The 3698-nt window shown below is 65.8% G+C and carries 3 protein-coding genes; all 3 read right to left on the bottom strand.

The genetic code is table 11. From position 1 onward, the window contains the following. Positions 1 to 248 precede the first annotated feature (248 nt). From ACVCAH_RS37610 to ACVCAH_RS37600, 3 genes are read right to left on the bottom strand one after another with little or no spacing between them, the layout of a single operon-like run. Positions 249 to 1271 (bottom strand): methyltransferase, encoded by a 1023-nt coding sequence (locus ACVCAH_RS37610; protein ID WP_447140970.1) that lies wholly within the window; start codon positions 1269 to 1271, stop codon positions 249 to 251. Then, complete coding sequence (locus ACVCAH_RS37605) at positions 1268 to 2353, bottom strand: aminotransferase class V-fold PLP-dependent enzyme (protein WP_447140969.1); 1086 nt, start codon at positions 2351 to 2353, stop codon at positions 1268 to 1270. The genes ACVCAH_RS37610 and ACVCAH_RS37605 overlap by 4 nt, the downstream gene beginning before the upstream one ends. A 41-nt stretch (positions 2354 to 2394) precedes the next feature. Continuing rightward, entirely contained in the window at positions 2395 to 3201 is an 807-nt protein-coding gene (locus ACVCAH_RS37600) for a tryptophan 2,3-dioxygenase family protein (RefSeq protein ID WP_447140968.1), read from the bottom strand. Between the last annotated feature and the right edge of the window lie 497 nt (positions 3202 to 3698).

The following is a 3698-nucleotide window of genomic DNA, read 5'->3' as shown; positions in this document are numbered from 1 at the left end:
CGACGAAACCACCCCAACCTGGCGAGACATCTGAAGATCACATCACTCACAAAATACGTGAATCAGACGCCCTCTAAATCCCCAGTGGTAGGACGAGGCTCCCGGTAAGTCAGCAGTCGGCCAAGATCCGATGCCCCTACCGGGAGCCTCGTTCCTGTATCACCCTCCCGCGACTCCGCTGTCCGCCCGCACCCTGCTCCGTCTGGCCGATCTGATATCCGCCCATGACATGACATGAGGGCACGCCGTCACGGCTTGCAGGCCGAGATCAGCTCGAATCGGCCGGGTAGTACCTCGATCTCGTGGAATCCGACCTGCTTCAGGAGGCTCGTGTAGAAGGTGATTTCCCGGAGGCGGCTGGAGCAGCTGTCGACGCCGATGAGGAAGTAGGACCAGAAGAACTGCATGGCCAGCCGTTCGGACGTGCGGAACTCCTCGCAGATGAGCAGGCGCCCGCGGGGCGGCAGCGCGTGGTAGGCGTTCTCGATCAGGCAGTGGGCGGTGTGCGTTGGCCAGTCGTGCAGGACGCGGACGAAGATCATGGCGTCGTAGCCGCTGGGCAACGGTTCGGTGAGGAAGTCTCCGCCGACGAATCCGAGCCGGGCCCCGTGGCCGGACCTGAGCCGGGTCTGGCCGACGAGCGGCTGGACTGCAGGCAGGTTGTAGACGTCGACGGTCAGGTTGGGCGAGTCGGTGAGCAGGTGCGCGGCGAGGGTGCCGTCGCCGCCGCCGACGTCCAGCAACCGAAGACGTCCGGGCCAGAGCCGCTGTGCGTGGGTGTGGAACGCCTCGATGACCAGGCCCAGGCCGGCGGCCATGCTCTTCTCGAAATCGGCGATCTGGGCCGCCGTCTTCGGGGGCCAGGCGAAATCGTCGTCGGTGATGCTGACCCGTCCGCGCAGTGTGTCCGCCAGCCTGCCGTGCAGTTGTCGCCACGGGTACTTGTCGCGGTCGCGTTCGATCGCGTCGGGTCCGACGACCTCGACGGCGGCCTTCTTGAGCCCGGGGACGGCGCGGAACTCGGCGTCGTTGATGTCGTCGGTCCGCTCGTCGCGGTGCACGAAACCGAGGCTTTCCAGGCAGTCGAGGAGCTTGTAGAGGCGGCCGGGTTGCAGACCGAAGCGCTCGCTGAGCTGCCCGAGGCGTGCGGGGCCTGGTTCGATGGCGTCGAGTAGTCCGATGTCCAGAGCCGTCTCCAGCACGTCGATGGCCTTGGCACCGTTGGTCAGGAGGCTCATCAGCGCCCGAGGGGACAGCGGCGCACCGGTCATGACTGCACCTGCTGCAGCTCCAGCTCGAGCGCGTCCATGAACGCGTCGACCTCCTCGATCGTGTTGTAGATGTGGGGAGCGATCCGAAGGGCGCCGCGCCAGCTGCAGATCATTCGCCGCTGGGCGAGCCTCCGCTTGATCGCCTCACCGTCAGGGATGGAAAGGCAGACGACGCCGCCACGGTCCGCGGGCGCGGTAGGGCTGAGCACCGGGATACCGGCGGCTACAGCCCGGAGCAGTATCCGTTCGGTGCATTTCAGCGAGTGCTCCCGGATGGCGTCGATGCCCACGCCGGCCAGGAGGTCTAGCCCGACTCTCGAGATCCGAGCGGTGAGCGGGAAGGGTGTACCACCGGCGAACCGGCGGGCGTCACTGGCCCAGTCCGAGGCGGGTTGGAAGGTCAATGGGTCGTCGCCGGCCAGCCATCCCGTCGCCGCGGGCCGCAGGGTCGGTAGCAGTTCAGGACGGACGTATAGGAACGCCGTCCCGACGCCGCACAGCCACTTGTGGGCACCGCCGAGAACGAAGTCGACATCAAGCGCCGCCACGTCGAACGGGACCGTGCCGATGGTCTGGAAAGCGTCGACGACGACCAGAGCGCCGACGTCGTGTGCGCGTTTGACGAGACGGGGAAGGTCGATCATGGCGCCGGTGGCGTAGCTGGCGTGTGGCACGCACACCAGTAGGGTGCGTTCGTCGATCCGCCGCTCCAGGGCATCGTCGTCGAACCCGTGGGCGCCGGCACCGACGACATCGAGTTCGGCACCGTAGCGCCCGAACGCGCGCCAGATGAATGGCACCGTCGGAAACTCCAGGTGCGTCGTGACCACGCGGTTTCGGGGCGGGCGGTAGTCGAAGCACGAGGCAATTCGGCCCAGGAGGGTGCTGACATTGGCGTCGGTGATCACGCTGCCCTGGGGGCCGCCGATGAACCCGGCCACAACGTTACCGTAGGCGCGCAGGTCGCCGAGCCACTCCTCCCAGACGTCATCGCGCCACGTGCACAGCGTCTCCCAGTACCGCCGGAGAATGGTTTCCGCCCCGCGCGGGACCGCCCCGGTGGAGTTGCTGTTCAGGTACACACAGTCATCGAGTACGGGAAAGTGGTTCCGTAGTCGCACGGTCACGCCGACACCCGCGCTCCTCGGCGATCGGCGCCGGGAGCCAGGCCGCCCTCCCGCCGCCACTCGGACGTGAGCTGGTTGCGTACCGCCCAGAGGGCTCGAAACAGTGGCTGGGTCATCCGTCCGACGAGAATCTGAGTGGACAATCCGTCCAGCGCCTCAAGGTCACGGCCCACGCCGATCGTCCGACGCACCAGCATGTAATGGGTAAACAGCCACGTCTGATAGCCCTCGTCGAGATCCACGAACAGCTCACAGACCCGCTTCAGTTCGGGACTGGCACCCGCATAGACCTCGGCAGCCGCGACCTCGTGCCGTGCGAGGAGTCGGTCCAGAGCATCGGCGGCGTACGACGCGGCCACCCGTATCGCGTTGTAACCGGGGGACTCCTGCCCGCTGCCGTTACCCAGATGCCGGCGGATCACCTGATAGGTGTCTGGAGTGAGTGTCTCCAGCACGCGAAGCTCGTTCGCCAGACAGTGCGTGATCCTGACGCCGCGGTCCAGCCGCGCCGCCACCTCCCACAAGCGATCACCATCGAGATCATCGACCACCTCGGCGACCTCGTGGGCGAGCAGCTTCAACCAGAGTTCCTGCGCCTGGTGCACGACCTGAAACATGAGCTCGTCAGCGTCAACAAGCTCCGACCTGGGGGTCTGCAGCCGCAGCAAGTCGACCGTCTTCAGGTAGACCTCGTAATCGAGCTTCCCTTCCCCGACCGTCACCTTCAGCACCGGATTGAACAGCGGACGGCTGAGCACGTCGTGCACGTCCCCGACAGCGTTTTCCGGATCCGGGTTACTCACGCGCCACAGCCTCCAGTCAAGCCACTTGTCCTCTACGGGTACGTACAGTCAGGCAAACGAATACTTTGGTCACCAGGCCGTTGCGGCACGACGCAATCCACAAGATCAATGTGTTGCCGCTGCAGGGCCGCGGGGAGCTACCCCGAGAGCTGGCCGCTGCCTGCGCGCCAGCCCGAGAAGGCACTTAGCGGCCACTCCGGCCTGCAGCCCTCATCGCGCCACCGACGCCGGCACGGATATGAAGGCGGCGACCATGAATAGCACCACCGCGAACGGCCGATATCTCATTCGGAATCCGGATCCACTCCGGGCGCCTCGCGGTGATCACCTGCACCCCGGCGTCCTCGATCATCGTCCTCAACAGACAGACACCGCGGTTACGAGACGTGTCCCTTAGCGATGCGACAAGTCTTCCGATCCGCAGGCCCGATGCCCTCGTCTGTCACAGCATGCCTCAGGTGCAGGCAGCCATGACAGCTTTCTCCGCGCTCTCGATC

The organism is Micromonospora sp. LZ34, assembly GCF_052981855.1.
Note: the sequence above shows the minus strand (reverse complement) of the source record. Positions and strands in the feature narration are given on the sequence as shown.

Coding starts and splice junctions, on each gene's coding strand:
- ACVCAH_RS37610 (WP_447140970.1), bottom strand. CDS start 1,271: ATGACCGGTGCGCCGCTGTCCCCTCGGGCGCTGATGAGCCTCCTGACC.